We start from the raw sequence: 15708 nt of genomic DNA, 5'->3' as shown, positions 1-15708 counted from the left end.
TCAACGGGGTGCAAATCTGTCCCTGCCAGGTTATGCCTCTGCAGTCCATGCACCAGTCGTTGCCTGTAAGACGTTGCAGGCGTCCGGAGTCCGACACCGAAATGCAATCAGCCCGCGATCGTCTTGAAGCCGTCCTTTCGCGTCTCGCCGTCCGCGCGAATAATGAAAGCGTGTTCGTAAAACTCTATCCGGAAGCCGCTCGGGTAGCAGCCGATGCCGCCGATGCCAGGCGCAAAGCCGGCGTGACGCTCGGACCGCTCGACGGAGCGATCGTATCGATCAAGGACTTGTTCGACGTCGCAGGCGAGCCGACCACGGCCGGATCGCTGTTGCTCGGCGCCGCGGCGCCGGCGCTGCGGGATGCCGTCATCGTGCGGCGGCTGCGACAGGCCGGCGCCGTCATCTTCGGCAAAACCAATATGACCGAATTCGCTTTCACCGCGATCGGCGTCAATCCGCATTACGGCACGCCCGGCAATGCGACCGACGCCAGCCGGATTGCGGGCGGCTCATCCTCCGGCGCCGGTGTTTCGGTCGGCGAAGGTACGAGCGAGATCTCGATCGGTTCCGACACCGGCGGTTCGGTGCGCATTCCGGCATCGCTGAACGGTGTCGTCGGCTTCAAGCCGACGGCGCGGCGCGTGCCGCGTGATGGCGTTTTCCCGCTGTCGGTCACGCTGGACTCCATTGGTCCGCTTGCCCGCACCGTGGCCGAATGTGCTGCAACCGATGCCGTGATGGCCGGCGAAGAGCCTCTGGCTCTCATTCCACTTCCGCTTGCCGGACTGCGCATCGGCGTTCCACGCGGCGTGCTGTTCGACGATACGGAGGAAGAGGTCGCGGTGGCGTTCGACCGATGTGTTCGAACGGTAGAGCTTGCGGGTGCACGCCTCGCCGACCTGTCCATCGATGACCTCCTTGCCGATTTGCGAGGGGTAACCGGGCGGGCCTCGATCGCTGCGATGGAGGGCGCCGAGGTCCATGCAGATTGGCTGGCGACTGGCGCGACAACGCCGGTCGATCCGCGGGTGAGCGAGCCGCTGTCGCGCGCCGCCGCCGTTCCGGCCACGGCCTATATAAGGGCAATCCGCCGCCGCGCGGCGCTTGTCGACGCCATGGACGAGCGGCTGGCGTCGATCGATGTGCTGGCCCTGCCGACCACGCCGGTCACCGCACCGACCATCGTGTCGATGACCAGCGACGATGTTCTATGTGAGCGTACGGAAGGCCTTTTGCTGCGCAACACGCAGGTTGCCAACCAGTTCGACCTCTGTGCGATCTCGCTGCCGATGCCGGGAATGACGCGCCCGGCCGGGCTGATGCTGGTGGCGCGCAATGGCCACGACCACCGTCTCCTGCGCATTGCGGCGGAAGTCGAGGCACTGCTTCGCCGTTGAGGTGCCGTCAGGCGTCGGCCGGAAACCGCCGCCTATAGTGCTCGATCACTTCGGGATTGCGCAGATTGACCGGTAATTTGTTGGCCAGCACGAGCAAGGCTTCACCCGCAGCGCCGACGCCCATGCGCATCATAGATTCTTCGGTGATGCCGGCCATGTGCGGCGTGACCATGACATTATCGAAGCCGAAATAGGGATGATCTGAGGGCAGCGGCTGCGTCGCAAAGACATCGAGTGCAGCCCCGCCGATACGGCCCTTTTGCAGCGCTTCGATCAGCGCGTCGTCGTCGACCACCGGGCCGCGCGAAATATTGATCAGCAGCGCATGCGGCTTCATGCGCGCGATACGCTCGCGATTGATCAGGCCGCGCGTCTCCGGTGTCAGCGGGCAGCACAGAACGACGATGTCGCTCTGCTCGACCAGTGCGTCGATCGACAGAAAGCCGACCCGGTCCGGCGCCGGCCTCATGCTGCGCGTGGTCGCCACCACGTTGAGATCGAAACCATGCGCCGCGATATGGCCGACTGCCCGTCCGATGGCACCGAAGCCGACGATGCCAATCGTCTTGCCGGCGAGCTCGCTGGCGAAATTGGCGTGGTCGCGGCCGGCCAGCCAGCCTTTTGTCCGCAAATCGCGGTCCACCATGCGAAAACGCCGAAGCAGCGCCAGGGTCGCGAACATCACGTATTCGGCGACCGACCGTGCATTGACCGCCGGCACGTTCGCTACCAGCACGCCGGCTGCGGTGGCCGCTTCCATCGGGATCATGTCGAGCCCGGCGCCATGGCGGATTGCAGCCCGGAGCTTCGTTGCACCTTCGAAAAGTTCTGGCGGCAGCGGCGCGCGAACGATGATGATGTCGGCATTCCCCGCCTCAGTCGCCAGCGTGTCCGCATTGAGGCCGGAGGCGACAGCGAGTTCGCCGGCACCAGTCAGCATGGCGGAGGCGCGCGGGTGCAGCGTGTGCGTCGACAGGATTTTAGGCATATCAGACCTGCTCGAGTGCTGGGCTGTGAGGTTCTGCGCCGCCGCCTTCGATCAGGCCTTTCCAGTAGCTTTCCGCGCCTTGCAGATGGGCGCTCATCAGCGCCTGGGCGAGATTGCCGTCGCGGCGCAGCAGGGCCCCGTAGATCTGAATGTGCTCGGCATGCGAGCGAACGCCACGTTCGGGATCGTTGAAATAAATCGGCAGGCGTTGCTCACCCATCATGTAATAGACGCTGCATATGTTGTGAAAAACGCTGTTCTTGGTTGCCCGCACGATCTCAAGGTGAAACTCGCGATCCTCCTTGGCCAGGCCTTCGCCCGCAGCAATGCGCTCCTCCGAAGCCTTCAGGATTTCGCGCAGCCGCTCGAAATTCTCCTCGGTGGCACGCGAACAAGCAAGCTCAGCGGCCTTGATTTCGTGAATCTTGCGCAACTCGACCGTCTCGTAGATCATAATCGGGTCGAGCGGCAGGCCGGCTCGCGCAAACAGTGCCATCGCTTCGACGCTGGGCTGCTTGGTGTCGATATAGATGCCGGATTTGGCCCGGCGCTCGACGATACGCATGGCTTCGAGGATGGCCAGCGCCTCGCGGATCTGGCCACGGCTGACGGCGAAATGCTCGGCCAGCTCACGCTCCGACGGCGTTCGGCCCGTCTCCTTGTCGGAGTGGGAGAACAGATAGGCGGCGAGCTCAGCGAGAAGGTTCTTTTCTTTCATGATCAGCCGCGTAGCGCGTGCGCCTCCAGGAACCGCTCCGAAAGGGTGAATCCCAGCCCGGGCTTCTCGGGGATCGCTATCATACCGTCCTTTGCTTCGACAGTCTCTTCGATCAGATCGTGGATCATCGGGTTGGCGCCGAGCGAATATTCGACGGTAAAGCTAGCCGGCGAAGCAGCGCAGACATGGAGCCCGGCGAAGAAGCAAGGGGCGCCTGCCCACAGATGCGGCGCAAAGCGCAGATTGAAGGCGCTGGCGATGGTGCCGATCTTCATCGCCTCGCTGATGCCGCCGCAAAAGGCCGGGTCCGGCTGGAAGATATCGGCCGCCTTCAGCGTGGCGAGGTCGCGGAACGCATAGCGCGTCGCTTCGCTTTCGCCGGTGGCGATCGGGATGGATCCGGACGCCCGCACTTCGGCCATGCCTGATTTGTCGTCGGCGATGACCGGCTCCTCGAACCAGGCCAGATCGAGATCGCCGGCGAGATGGATGAAGCGCTTGGCTTCCGCCACCGTATAAGTGCCATGGGCATCGACCATCAGGTCGACATCGGGGCCGAGCGCCTGTCTTGCGGCGCGGACGCGGGCGGCGGAATTGTGCGGGGTGCCGTCCATCGCGCCGACGCGCATCTTCAGCGCCTTGAAGCCGCCCTTGGCGATATAGGATTTCAGCTGGTCGCCGATCGCCTCGGAGGAGGCCCAGCCACCGGAAGCATAGGCCGGCATGCGGTCGAGTTTGCGACCGCCAAGCAGCCGCCAGACCGGAACCCCCAGCGACTTGCCCAGAATATCCCACAACGCGATATCGACGGCGCTGATCGCGGCGACGCTGATGCCGCGCCGCGCCAGCTGCGGCATGGCGTGGCCGTTTTTCGCGGCACTGTCGTGGCGCACGCCATTGTATAGCATCTCCCAGATGACCCCGATGTCGGCCGGATCGCAGCCGATCAGCTGCGGGCCGATTTCGTGGTTCAGCATGTGGACGAGTGCGCCATAGCTGCCGGTGCTGCCGGCGGCATTCTTGCCTTCGCCCCAGCCGACCAGCCCGTCATTGGTCTCGATGCGCAGGATGGCGGCGTCGAACGTCGTTACCTGACCGAAGTCGCTGCGATGCTGCTTCGCGGCTTCGATCGGTATGCGAACCCACCAGGCTTGGACCGTCTTGATGCGCATGTTCATCCCCGGCCCTGCCGCCGGTCAGGGCGGAAAGGCTCATTCCCAAACGGGTCGACTACTTGATCAGCGGCAGCAGCGTTTCAGCGTTGATGCGCATCTGATCGGTGTAGAACTTTTCCGTCAGCACGCTGGAACCATGATCCTGAATGAACTTGAGCTGCTCGGGCGAAATGTCGACAGGATTGCGTTCGACCATGTCGGGATAGGGAGCGGCCGGCGTGCGGTCGACAGGGGCGACGAATTCATTGGTGAGCGCGCCGTCGTAACCGACCTCCTTCAGCGTGCTGACGATCTTCGGCCAGTCGATTTGTCCGAGACCGGCGGCGAAGCGGTTATTGTCGGCGACATGGAAGTCGAACAGGCGCTTGCCGACCTGCCGGATGGCGTCATAGACGTTAAATTCTTCCATGTGGATGTGATAGGCGTCGAGGCAGACGCCGCATTCGGGGCTGACCGCATCGGCCAGCGCCAGCGCCTGCGCGCCACGATTGAACAGATAGGTCTCGAAGCGGTTGAGTGGCTCGACCGCGATTTTGACGCCGACCTTCTTGGCGTGGGTGAAGCATTCCCTGGTGGCGTCGACCACCCATTTCCATTCTTCTTCTTCGGTGCCGTCCGGCACCACCTTGCCGACGGTGGCGGGAACAAGGGTGATGATCTCGCCGTCGAGCTCGCTGACCATCGTCAGCACGTCCTTGACATACTGCACCGAGCGCTCGCGCTGGCCCTGGTCTTTGGCGGCGAGATTGCGCTCGCCCAGCATCAGCGTCACGGCCCCCCAGCAGCGGATACCGTGCTCCTTGAGGAGCGCACGCGTCTCGTTGGTCTTGTACTGTTCGGGCTCGCCGGAAATCTCGATCGACTCATAGCCAAATTTCTTGATGCGCCTGAGCGTCGTCTCCAACGGTTCGGCCCGCATCCAGTTGTGCGTCGAAAGATGCATGGTCTGTCCTTCCCAGAATTCGCCTGTAACAATTCGCCCGCGACGCCCCCCCAGATTGCGTCGCAAGATTCCTCCCCAAGGCGCTCCAGCATTTGCCGTGAACTGGTTCGACCAATTGGGCCTCCTGAGAGGTCTACAGCAATTTCATATGGACGGCAAGAAGTCCTGCATGGTAACTCTGTTAGTGGATTAGTCCATTGATTAAGCTGGTATATTTTCTCGCTATTGGGCAATCACGGCAGCTCTGATTGCGAGCGGAGCCGCTTGACCAAATATCCACATTTGGTAATACCAGAATGGCGGCGCAAATATGCGCCTGTCGAGAAAAGACCGAAGAGGCTGGCCGTGCTTTCAATCGGCGCTATGCTTGGTCCTGACAAAAAGGGAGGATGCCGATGCCGTCGACAATGAAGGGTCCTGGGCTGTTTCTGGCGCAGTTCGCGGGCGATGCCGCACCATTCAATTCGCTGCCGTCGATCACCAGATGGGCGGCCGGGCTGGGCTACAAGGGCGTGCAGATCCCGACCTGGGACAGCCGCCTGTTCGACCTCGAGAAGGCGGCGTCTTCCAAGGCCTATTGCGACGAAGTGAAGGGCATCTGCACGGATGCCGGCGTCGAGATCACCGAGCTATCGACGCATCTGCAGGGACAATTGGTGGCGGTGCATCCGGCCTATGATGCGCAGTTCGACGGCTTCGCGCCCCCTGCGGTGCACAACAATCCTAAAGCCAGGCAGCAATGGGCGGTCGAACAGATGAAGTTCGGTGCCAAAGCTTCAAAAAATCTCGGGCTCAAGGCCTCGGTGTCGTTTTGCGGAGCGTTAGCCTTCCCCTACCTTTATCCTTGGCCGCAACGGCCGGCGGGATTGATCGAGGAAGCATTTTCCGAACTCGGCAAACGCTGGAAGCCGATCCTCGACGTCTATGAGGACAATGGCGTCGACCTCGGTTACGAGATCCATCCGGGCGAGGACGTGTTCGACGGCGCGACGTTCGAGATGTTTCTCGACGCGGTGGGCGGCCACAAGCGCTGCAATATCAACTACGACCCGTCGCATTTCCTGCTGCAGCAGCTCGATTATCTCGAATTCATCGACATCTATCACGAGCGGATCAAGGCGTTCCACGTCAAGGACGCCGAGTTCAACCCGACCGGCCGGCAAGGCGTCTATTCCGGCTATCAGAGCTGGACGAACCGGGCCGGGCGTTTCCGCTCGCTCGGCGACGGGCAGGTGGACTTCGGCGGCATCTTCTCAAAGCTCGCCCAATATGACTATGATTCATGGGCGGTGCTGGAATGGGAATGCTGCCTGAAGCATCCGGAGGACGGTGCGGCCGAAGGCGCTCCCTTTATTGAGCATCACATCATCAGGGTGACGGAAAAGGCGTTTGACGATTTCGCCGGCGGCGCGACCGACAAGAAGGTGCTGCGCGCCATGATGGGAATCTAGCGCGGCTTTCCCTCCCCCTCGAGGGGAGGGTCGATCCGCGCAGCGGATCGGGGTGGGGTTGCTGGGCGTAAAGCTCGGCATGAACCGACCCCTCCCGGCCCTTCGGGCCACCCTCCCCTCAAGGGGGAGGCTATTTCAGACGAGGGAGAAAATCATGGTCGGCGCATCGAAGTCGGAAACGGGAGGCGGCCCGATCCGTTACGGCATGGTCGGCGGCGGGCAAGGCGCCTTCATCGGTGCCGTGCACCGGATCGCGGCGCGCATGGACAATGAGTTCGTGTTGGTCGCCGGTGCCCTGTCGTCCGACCCGGCGCGTGCGAAAGCGTCGGCCGCGGAACTCGGGCTCGATCCCACGCGCAGCTATGGCTCCTTCGCCGAGATGGCCAAGGCCGAGGCCAAGCGGCCGGACGGCATCGAGGCGGTCGCCATCGTCACGCCCAACAATGTGCATGTGCCGGCGGCGAAGGCGTTTCTCGAAGCCGGCATCCACGTCATTTGCGACAAGCCGCTGGCGACGACGCTGGCCGAGGCAAAGAGACTGGCGGCACTGGTCGAAAAGACCGGCAAGGTCTTTGTGCTCACCCACAACTACACCGCCTATCCGATGATACGGCAGGCGCGCGAAATGGTGGCCAAGGGCCAGCTCGGCGACATCCGCATCGTGCAGTCGGAATATCCGCAGGACTGGCTGACCGAAGACCTTGCCGCCACCGGTCAGAAGCAGGCGGCCTGGCGCTCAGATCCCAAGCAGGCGGGTGCAGGCGGTGCGCTGGGCGACATCGGCACGCATGCCTATAATCTCGCGCGCTTCGTCTGCGGGCTGGAGCTCGATTCGCTATCGGCCGATCTCGACGCCTTCGTGCCGGGGCGGCAGCTCGACGACAATGTCAACGTGATGCTGCGCTTCAAGCCGGTCGGCAAGTCGCATCCGGCCAAGGGCATGATCTGGGCAAGCCAGGTGGCGCCCGGCCACGAGAATGGGCTGAAGCTGCGCATCTATGGCTCGAAGGGCGGGCTTGAATGGGTGCAGGCCGACCCGAATTATCTCTGGTACACGCCGTTCGGCCAGCCGAAGCAGTTGCTCACCCGAAATGGTGCCGGCGCGCTGCCCGTCGCCGGGCGCGTCAGCCGGGTTCCGTCAGGCCATCCGGAAGGCTATCTCGAAGGCTTCGCCAACATCTACCAGGAGGCGGCCCGCGCCATCCGCGCGGCGCGCCGCAAAGGCGGCAAGCCGGCTAAGGACGTCGTCTTCCCGACCATCCAGGACGGTGTCGAAGGCATGGCGTTCATCGAAGCCTGCGTGAAGTCGTCTAAGAAGAACGGGGCTTGGACGAAACTCTAAAAACAACCGGAACTCATGGGGAGGGGGCGTCGATGAAAATCGGCATGTGTATGTTCTTGTGGACGACGGCGGTGTCGAAGAAACACGAGCCACTGCTCAGGGACATCAAGGCGACCGGTTTTGACGGCGTCGAGATACCGATCTTTTCAGGCACGCCGGACGATTACAAAAAGCTCGGCGAACTGCTCGATCGTATCGGACTGGAGCGCACCGCGGTTTCGGCAATGGGCGATGCCTCGATGAACCTGATCTCGCCGGATGCCGCGACGCGCAAGGCCGGCATCGACTATATGAAATGGGCGATCGACTGCTCGGCTGCGCTCGGCGCCAAGACGTTGAGCGGCCCGCTGCATTCGACACTCGGCGCATTTTCCGGCAGTGGGCCGACGGCGGCGGAGAAGAAGCGCTCGGTCGCCTCGCAACGCGCCATCGGTGACCACGCCGGCAAGAAAAACGTCACCATCGGGCTGGAAGCGCTCAACCGCTTCGAATGCTATCTGCTCAACACGATGGACGATCTGTCGGAGCATGTCGACGCAATCGACCGGCCGCATATCAAGGCGATGTACGACACGTTCCACGCCAATATCGAGGAGGCCGACCCGATCGGCGCCTATACGCGCAACCGCAAAAATGTCGTCCATATCCACATCTCGGAGAACGATCGCGGCGTGCCGGGGCGCGGCCACATTCCGTGGAAAGAGACGTTTTCGGCCATCCGCAAGAGCGGCTATGACGACTGGCTGACGATCGAGGCCTTCGGCCGCTCGCTGAAGGACTTGGCGGCGGCAACCAAGGTCTGGCGCGATTTTTCGGAAAACCCGGAAGCCGTCTATCGCGACGGCTGCAAGCACATCAAGAGCGGTTGGAAGAGGGCAGGTCCTTAAGACGCAGCCAAGTCTTCCCTCTCAGGCGATCTGAGCCGCCGGCGGGCGGGCGGAAACGCGCTCGGGCCGCTCATCGTTGCCGTTTCCAACTGTCCCCATCAGCTTGCGGCGAAGATAGCTGGAGATGTTGTCGAAGACAAAAACGACAAGCAGGATCAGCAGAACCATATAGAAAACATTGGCCCAGTTGGTGTTGGTGCGCATGGCTTCCCATAATTTCAGGCCGATGCCGCCGGCGCCGACAGCGCCGATGATCGTTGCCGACCGCGTGTTCGATTCCCAGAAATAGAGGGATTGGCTAAGGAATACCGGCAGAACCTGGGGCAGCACGCCATAGCGCTGCACCATTGCCGGCGCGGCGCCAACCGAGCGGATACCCTCGCGCTGCTTGTCATCGATGTTTTCCAGCGCCTCGGAGTAGAGTTTGCCCAGGGTACCGGTGTCGGTGAAGAAGATCGCCGACATGCCGGCCAGCGGCCCCGGACCGAAGCCGCGCGTGAAAAACAGCGCCCAGATCAGCATGTCGACCGAGCGGAGGAAATCGAAGAAGCGTTTTGTTGCCTGATTGGCAATCCAGCTCGGCGTGACGTTGCGCGCAGCCAGGAAGGCGAGTGGGAAGGCGACGATCGAGGCCAGCACCGTGCCGACGAAAGCCATGACGATGGTCTGCAAAAGCTTCAGCCAGACGTCGCCGTGCTGCCACTCGGCATTATTGAGGATGTTGTCCCAGGCGAGCGCTGCGTTTGGCCGCGACGGATCGATGCGTGCCCCAGAGATAATCAGTGACGCGACCTCGCCGAACGGCTTTCCCCAGAATGGCGAGTTCGTATCAAACACAAAATTGGCCCAGCCGAAGAAACGTCTCCAGGCGACGACTTCGTCGCTTTGGACTTCAGCGCGGCCGAGAAAACCAAACGAGACATAGGCTGTCGAGCCTGGCCTGCGTTGCTCGATCCAGTCAGGCAGCGGTGTGCGTGGCGTCACAGAGCTGTCCTTGGCAATGTCGAAAATGACGCTTTCGGCGCCGCGCGTCACGGTGACAAGGTCTGGCGTGATGGCGATCTGGCCATTGCCAAGAGTGACAGTCGCCGCCACAACCGCGTTTTCGCGCACTACTTCAGGCGTAGCCGGAACCGATTGGCCAAACGGGGCGGCCGGGTTCTCGGCAGTTGGCGCACCAGGCGCCATAAACGAATCCTGCGACGACTTGTTCGTCGCGGCCGCCGGTGCAGGTGCGGCGTCGACCCGCCGCTCGATCACCGCCATCTGCTTGGCCACCCAGTCGGGATTTGGATTGGATCCCAGTTTGGAAAAACGGGAGTAGTCGATCGTCAGATGGTTGTCGTTGAATTCGATATCGGGCCGGATTTCGTAAGACACCCAGTCGGCGAGATAAGTGCCGGCAAGGTTCCAGTTTGCCTTCTCGAGAACGGCGCCGATCGAGAAGAACCACGCGCAGTAGAAGGTGTAGAGAATGCAGAGAATGACACCGAGCGGGGTGGCGTAGCGCTTCCATAGGGAGCGTCGGAACGCATCCGGATGGCGGGCGGCGATGTTATCGATAGCGTCGGCGTTCATGCCTTACTCCCCGCGCCCATATGCGAACGCTTGCCGGCCGACAAGACGGTGTCTCAGCCACGCCGAAAACTGATCGACGGCGACAATCGTACAGAACAGCAGGAAAACGATGGCGATTGTCTTGGCCTCATGGCCTCGGCCGATCGAAAGGCGCAGGGATTCGCCGATGCCGCCGGCGCCGACGGCGCCAAGTATGGTCGACGCGCGCACATTGATCTCGAAACGAAGCAGGAAATAGCTCATGAAGTTGGGCAGAACCTGAGGCACGATGCCGAACCACACCCGTTCGACCCAGTTGGCGCCGACGGCGCGCAAACCTTCTTCAGGCTTCATGTCGGCATTTTCGACGACTTCGAAGAACATTTTTCCGAGCGCGCCGACGGTATGGATGCTCACGGCAATGATCGCAGGGATGGGTCCCAGCGAGAAAATCGCCAGGAAAAAGCCGGCAATGACAATTTCCGGAAAGGCGCGGACAATCTCAAGGAAGCGGCGCGTGGCGAACCGGAGCCAACGACTGGCCGTGATATTGCCTGCGGCGAAGAAGCAGAGCAGGAAGCCGAATGTCGCGCCCACCAGCGTCGAAAACAGCGCGATGTTCAGCGTCTCGATCATCCGGTGGAAATACTCCGGAATGTAGATGCTTTGGGTCAGATAGACCCGGCCTTCTGGATAGTCGAACTTGAGGCTGCCATCGTCGTAAGGGGATGGCAGGTCGAATAGAGCGCGCACCGGGTCGAACCAGTCGCGCGGCTTCAACTCGCCGAAAAAGTCGGCGACGTGGGGAAGGCGGTCGAAGAACTTTCCGGCGTTGGTCTCGTTAGCGAACCAGAGCGAGCCAGAGAGTGCAAGGAGCAGGAAAACCAGGCCCCCGATCGTGTAAAGGCGCCGGCGGGCGGCGAGGTCGCGCCAGTGCCGTTCGACAGTGGCCCCCTCCGGTGAAAGCGCAGGCGCTCGGTATACGTCGGTCGCACTCATCGATAGATCCCCGGCCCTGATGCGGCAACGCCGCCGGTGCACATGGCCCCGGCGGCGTTGTGGCAGTTTGCTTTACGAGCCGATCTTCGCCTTACGCGCGTCGATGATTGGCTGATAGAACGCTGGGGTGACCGGTGAGTAGCCCTTGTAATCGCCGCCTTGGATCGCCGAGAAACAGGCCGGATCGGTTTCCGGAAGCTTGGTCAGGAAATCGGTGATCTTCTGCTTGGCGCCGGCGTCGATCGACGTCCGCAATACCAGCGGGCCGTTCGGGATCATCGGCGACTGCCACAATTCGACGAGGTCGTCCATCTTGAGCACGCCCTTGTCGACCATCTTGCGCAGATTGCCCGAGCTGTAGCCGTCCTTGAAGTCGCCGACGCCGGAAGCCCAGGTGGTGCCGGCATCGAAGGTGCCCTTCAGGACTTCGAGGACAAGCTGTTCATGGCCGCCACCAAAGCCGGTCGACGCGAAGTAGCTCTTCACATCCATGCCGATGTCCTTGGGCAGTGAAGTGACCGGGATCAGGTAACCCGAAGTCGAATCGGGATCGGCGAATCCGAGTTTCTTGCCCTTCATGTCGGCGAGCGTCTTGATGCCGGAATCGGCACGGGCGACCATGACCGAATGATAGCCGGTCGAACCGTCGGTCTGGACCGTCGTCAGGATCGGTTCAACCGCGTCCTTGTTTTCGAGATAGATCTTGGCATAGGCGGAAGCGCCGAGCTCGGCATAGTCAAGCGTGCCGCCGAGCAGGCCCTGGATGACGCCGTCGTAGTCGGCGGCCGGGAAGAGCGAGACTTTCTCGACGCCCAGCACTTCCTTGATGTGGTCGGCGAAGCACTGGTAGTTGCGCAGACGGTCGGCCTCGTTCTCGCCGCCGAGAATGCCGACGCGGAATTCCTTCAGGTCCTGTGCCTGAACCGCGCCCATCGCCATGGCGATGATGGAAACAGCACCGAAAAGCATCTTTCTAAACATGTCGGGTCTCTCCTGTTGGTTCCGGCATCGCGCCGGTAGCGTTCGAATTTTGACGGCGCCTTTGACGCGGGCTGGCGATCCAGGCGCTCTTTTGCTGCCCATGGTTTCCCGGATACCGGTATCCAATTGTCGGGATCATGGAACTAGTAGCCGGGAAAAGCGGGCTCGAGCGGTCCGGCGGATGCGGCGATTTTTTGCTTGATGGTCACGCTGGTCGAGGTGATGGCCTCGGAGATCTCGCCGCCATTGCTGTCGGCGCCATAGACCATGCGCACAGCCTCGCGGTTGAGGTCTTCGGGCGGGCCGTCGAACACGACCTTGCCGGCGGCCATGCCGATGATCCGGTTGCAATAGGTGCGCGCGGTGTCCAGCGTGTGCAGATTGGTGACGACGGTGATGCCCTCGCGCAGATTGATGTCCTGCAGCGAATCCATCACCACCTTGGCATTGAGCGGGTCGAGCGAGGCGATCGGCTCGTCGGCGAGGATGACCTTCGGCTGCTGCATCATGGCGCGGGCAATCGCAACGCGCTGCTGCTGGCCGCCGGACAAGGTGCCTGCCGGCTGCAGCGCCGTGCGGGCAATGTCGAGACGCTCGAGCGCCGCAATCGCCTCGGCCCGTTCTTCGCGAGAGAAGACACCGAGCAGATTGACAAGGGTCGAGCGGTGATTGAGCCGGCCGAGCAGCACGTTGGTCAGCACGTCGAGACGCGGCACCAGGTTGAACTGCTGGAAGATCATGGCGCAATCGCGCTGCCAGCGCCTGAGCAGCGAGCCGCGCAGGCTGGAGACTTCGGCGCCGTCAAAGAAAATCGACCCTTGGCTGGGATCGATGAGGCGGTTGATCATGCGCAAAAGGGTCGACTTGCCGGCACCGGAACGGCCGATGATGCCGACCATCTGGCCGTGCGGGATCGAGATATCGACATCGCTGACGGCGGTGTTCTTGCCAAACCGGCGGGTGACGCCGCGGATTTCCAGCGTGGCTGTGGTTGCTGACATAGGCTAGTTCCAGTCCGGTCGCAGTGAAGGTCTGTTAACCTTCGCTAGCGCAACGCCATGAACCTGCGGTGTCGGATTGATGTCAGTTTTGTTACTGCCCACAGGCGCGTCGAGTAGGAAGGCGAGTCCACCCAAATCGCTGCCGCCTGGACAGCCTGCATGGGATCAGCCGAGAACCAGCAGCTCCTCGAAATGCTTCATGTCCTTGAAGCGGCAAAATGCCGGAGGCCGCAGCTCGATCACCGGAGCCTGACGGGCGAGCAGCGAGAGGCAGTCATCGAATAGCTGTTGCCATTGTGATGCCCTTTCGTCGTCGAGACGACGGATCAGATAGGCGAAAGTTATGTGAAACGTGTAGCCGTCGTGATCCGGATGGCGGTATCCGAACGGCACCGACAGGGCTTCGCGCCACGCGCGCATGATGCGCTCGTCCTCGTCGGAGGCGCCGGCAACGGTCAGGCCGGTCGGCACGATTTCGACAACCCTGACTTTGAACGCGCCATGGTCCTCGACGGCCTTCAGGCGCTCAAGATAGAGCCGGGTCATGTCATCGATGCTGGTATCGAGAGGCACATCCTCAGGCCAGTAGGGAAGACGGCGGCGATATTCGATGATGCCCTGGAACAGCGTCATATGCAGGCTGGAGATCGGCGTGAAGGCCAGCCGGTCGGCATCGGGCATGGCGCGCATCCGTTCCCGCACTTCGATGACCGCCGCTTCGGAAGCTGAACCACTGTCGAGATGGCAGACGACCGTGTTGCCGGGCTCGATGAGAAAATTGCCTGACGTGTCGTAGCGCGTGCCGAGATGCACGGGAGGGTTCGGGTTCGAGCCGGCGAAGAATCCGGCGAGCGATGGTTTGATGGATTGAAGCATGGCGATCTCCATGGGAAGACCGTCTCCTGTCCGAGTCATGTGTCAGGGATGTGAAACGGCGGGTCGCCCTCCGTCAGCCGTATTTTTCCAGAAAGGCTTCCGCCGAAAGCGCGCGAAAATCCTCAAGTGCGGCGCGCAGGCGGACATGGTCCCAATTCCACCAGGCAAGTGCCTGATAGCGTTCCGCCGTGCGGCGGTCGAAGCGTTCGCGGATCGGTTTCGCCGGCACGCCGCCGACGATGGTGTAGGGCGCGACGTCCTTCGATACCACGGCGCCGGCGCCGACCGCCGCGCCATCGCCGACGGTGACTCCGGGCAGGATGGTCGAGCCGTGGCCGAGCCAGGTGTCGTGGCCGATGTTGACGTGCTTGGCGCGGCGCTGGGCGAAGAATTCGCTCTCGTGTTCGGCGTCGTCCCAATAGTCCGAGGCGCGATAAGTGAAATGGTGCAGCGTCGGCCGCCAGGTCGGGTGATTGGTGGCATTGATGCGGACGCTGGCGGCGATGTTGGCGAATTTGCCGACCGTCGCGCACCAGACACCGCAGTCCTGCATCATGTAGGAATAGTCGCCAATTGTGCTCTCCGAAACCCGGCAGCGGTCGGCGATCTCGGTCCAGCGGCCAAGCGTCGAGTTCTCGACTTCCGCCGTGTCATGGACGAGCGGCGCTTCCGACAGCTTTCTTGTCATGCAGCGATTTTCCCGGCGGCAAAGGCGGTCACGTCGATGACACGGTCGGCGACCGCCTCGCGCACGTCGTGGTCGTGGAAAATCCCAAGCAGCGCGACGCCGGCCGCCTTCTTGGCCGCGATCAGCGCAATCACCACATCGCGGTTCCTGGCATCGAGCGAGGCGGTCGGCTCGTCTAGCAGGAGGATCGGGTGCTCGGTGATGAAGCCGCGCGCGATGTTGACGCGCTGCTGCTCGCCGCCGGAGAAGGTCGCCGGCGGCAGCATCCAGAGTTTTTCCGGCAAGTTGAGCTGCGCCAGCAAGGCGCGCGCCTTATTGCGCGCAACCTCACGGTCCGCGCCGCGCTCGACCAGCGGCTCGGCGACGACATCGAGGGCAGAAACGCGCGGTACGGTGCGCAGGAACTGGCTGACATAGCCAATCGTGAGCCGGCGCACGGCAAGCACGGTGCGCGGGGTAGCCGTCGCGAGATCGATGAGCCCGTCTTCGTGCTGGACGATGATCTGGCCTTCGTCGACGGCATAGTTGCCGTAGAGCATCTTCAGGATCGAGCTCTTGCCGGCGCCGGACGGGCCGCCGAGCACTGCGCATTCGCCGCTCCTGATCGAGAACGACACGCCGGCGACGACAGGCAGTTTGATGCCGTCGCGCAGATGCATGGTGAAGCTCTTGGCGACATCGGAGACGACGAGCGGGGTTGCCATG

At 62.4% G+C, this 15708-nt stretch carries 15 protein-coding genes; 4 read left to right on the top strand and 11 right to left on the bottom strand.

What is annotated here, in order from left to right; genetic code table 11:
- The first annotated feature begins 101 nt into the window (after positions 1-101).
- Positions 102-1397 carry an amidase gene (locus tag NKH73_RS20860; RefSeq protein WP_352935622.1) on the top strand — a complete coding sequence of 432 codons (1296 nt, stop codon included), beginning with the start codon at positions 102-104 and terminating at the stop codon, positions 1395-1397.
- 7 nt (positions 1398-1404) lie between these two features.
- On the opposite strand, the gene NKH73_RS20855 is transcribed toward NKH73_RS20860, so the two are convergent.
- Genes NKH73_RS20855 through NKH73_RS20840 form a run of 4 tightly spaced genes read right to left on the bottom strand, consistent with a single transcriptional unit; the run spans position 1405 to position 5221 of the window.
- On the bottom strand, positions 1405-2385 hold the full coding sequence (locus tag NKH73_RS20855; protein WP_352935619.1) for a hydroxyacid dehydrogenase: 981 nt from the start codon (positions 2383-2385) through the stop codon (positions 1405-1407).
- A gap of 1 nt (position 2386) precedes the next feature.
- Positions 2387-3103, bottom strand: coding sequence for a FadR/GntR family transcriptional regulator (locus NKH73_RS20850; RefSeq protein ID WP_352935616.1), 717 nt, complete (start codon positions 3101-3103; stop codon positions 2387-2389).
- Between the two features lie 2 nt (positions 3104-3105).
- Entirely contained in the window at positions 3106-4275 is a 1170-nt protein-coding gene (locus NKH73_RS20845) for a mandelate racemase/muconate lactonizing enzyme family protein (protein WP_352935613.1), read from the bottom strand.
- Positions 4276-4333: 58 nt separating this feature from the next.
- Positions 4334-5221, bottom strand: coding sequence for a sugar phosphate isomerase/epimerase family protein (locus NKH73_RS20840; protein ID WP_352935610.1), 888 nt, complete (start codon positions 5219-5221; stop codon positions 4334-4336).
- A 395-nt stretch (positions 5222-5616) separates the two neighbouring features.
- On the opposite strand from NKH73_RS20840, the gene NKH73_RS20835 reads away from it, so the two are divergent.
- The 3 genes from NKH73_RS20835 to NKH73_RS20825 all read left to right on the top strand — a co-directional run bounded on the left by NKH73_RS20835 (position 5617) and on the right by NKH73_RS20825 (position 8901).
- A complete protein-coding gene (locus NKH73_RS20835; protein ID WP_352935608.1) occupies positions 5617-6672 on the top strand; it encodes a sugar phosphate isomerase/epimerase family protein in 1056 nt (351 codons plus the stop codon).
- Positions 6673-6826: 154 nt separating this feature from the next.
- On the top strand, positions 6827-8014 hold the full coding sequence (locus tag NKH73_RS20830) for a Gfo/Idh/MocA family protein (protein ID WP_352935606.1): 1188 nt from the start codon (positions 6827-6829) through the stop codon (positions 8012-8014).
- A gap of 32 nt (positions 8015-8046) precedes the next feature.
- Positions 8047-8901, top strand: a complete 855-nt coding sequence (locus tag NKH73_RS20825; protein WP_352935604.1) for a sugar phosphate isomerase/epimerase family protein — start codon at positions 8047-8049, stop codon at positions 8899-8901.
- A gap of 21 nt (positions 8902-8922) precedes the next feature.
- Here the strand turns inward: NKH73_RS20825 and phnE (NKH73_RS20820) are convergent, their stop codons facing one another.
- The 7 genes from phnE (NKH73_RS20820) to phnL form a co-directional block, all read right to left on the bottom strand.
- A complete protein-coding gene (gene phnE, locus NKH73_RS20820; RefSeq protein WP_352935602.1) occupies positions 8923-10479 on the bottom strand; it encodes a phosphonate ABC transporter, permease protein PhnE in 1557 nt (518 codons plus the stop codon).
- A 3-nt stretch (positions 10480-10482) separates the two neighbouring features.
- Positions 10483-11457, bottom strand: coding sequence for a phosphonate ABC transporter, permease protein PhnE (gene phnE / locus NKH73_RS20815; protein WP_352935599.1), 975 nt, complete (start codon positions 11455-11457; stop codon positions 10483-10485).
- A 72-nt stretch (positions 11458-11529) separates the two neighbouring features.
- On the bottom strand, positions 11530-12438 hold the full coding sequence (gene phnD / locus NKH73_RS20810) for a phosphonate ABC transporter substrate-binding protein (RefSeq protein WP_352935596.1): 909 nt from the start codon (positions 12436-12438) through the stop codon (positions 11530-11532).
- Between the two features lie 143 nt (positions 12439-12581).
- Entirely contained in the window at positions 12582-13439 is an 858-nt protein-coding gene (phnC, locus tag NKH73_RS20805; protein WP_352935593.1) for a phosphonate ABC transporter ATP-binding protein, read from the bottom strand.
- Between the two features lie 165 nt (positions 13440-13604).
- Positions 13605-14315, bottom strand: coding sequence for a DUF1868 domain-containing protein (locus NKH73_RS20800; RefSeq protein WP_352935590.1), 711 nt, complete (start codon positions 14313-14315; stop codon positions 13605-13607).
- A gap of 73 nt (positions 14316-14388) precedes the next feature.
- Positions 14389-15003 (bottom strand): DapH/DapD/GlmU-related protein, encoded by a 615-nt coding sequence (locus tag NKH73_RS20795; RefSeq protein ID WP_352935587.1) that lies wholly within the window; start codon positions 15001-15003, stop codon positions 14389-14391.
- On the bottom strand, positions 15000-15707 hold the full coding sequence (gene phnL, locus NKH73_RS20790; RefSeq protein ID WP_352935584.1) for a phosphonate C-P lyase system protein PhnL: 708 nt from the start codon (positions 15705-15707) through the stop codon (positions 15000-15002). Before phnL ends, NKH73_RS20795 begins: the two co-directional genes overlap by 4 nt.
- Position 15708: the final 1 nt, after the last annotated feature.

The organism is Mesorhizobium sp. M0938 (genome assembly GCF_040319125.1).
GTDB classification, from domain to species: domain Bacteria; phylum Pseudomonadota; class Alphaproteobacteria; order Rhizobiales; family Rhizobiaceae; genus Mesorhizobium; species Mesorhizobium robiniae.
Note: the sequence above shows the minus strand (reverse complement) of the source record. Positions and strands in the feature narration are given on the sequence as shown.